This window comes from Streptococcus mitis, from assembly GCF_001074635.1.
GTDB classification, from domain to species: Bacteria; Bacillota; Bacilli; order Lactobacillales; family Streptococcaceae; genus Streptococcus; species Streptococcus mitis_E.
Genome location: NZ_JUQO01000017.1, coordinates 1 through 442 on the forward strand (window position 1 = coordinate 1; position 442 = coordinate 442).

1 protein-coding gene is annotated in these 442 nt (G+C 42.8%); it reads left to right on the plus strand.

Annotated elements, in window-relative coordinates:
• On the plus strand, positions 1-442 hold a 442-nt coding region (locus ADI58_RS00705; protein WP_049521081.1), incomplete at both ends, for a PD-(D/E)XK nuclease family transposase.

The following is a 442-nucleotide window of genomic DNA, read 5'->3' on the forward strand; positions in this document are numbered from 1 at the left end:
CATTGAAATTCAAGTTCATCATCAGAATTTTTTCATCAATCGCCTGTGGGCTTACCTGTGTAGTCAGGTCAATCAAAATCTTGAAAAAATCCGCCAACAAGAAGGCAATACTCATCAAAGTTACAAACACATCGCACCTGTTTACGCTATCGCAATTGTGGATAGCAACTACTTCTCAGATGATTTGGCTTTTCATAGCTTTAGCATGCGAGAGGACACTACAGGTGAGGTTTTAACCATTACCAATAACGGACAAGAAAACCATCTGGTTAAGATGGCTTTCTTGGAACTAAAAAAATACAGAGAAACCAGCAAAGACAAGGTTCGCAAGCCGTGGTTAGAGTTTTTCGGCAACAAGCCCTTTACCCAAGAACCAGAGCGAGCCATTAGCCAGGCAGATCAACTGCTGGACTACAAGAGCTGGTCCGAGGAGGACAGGAAA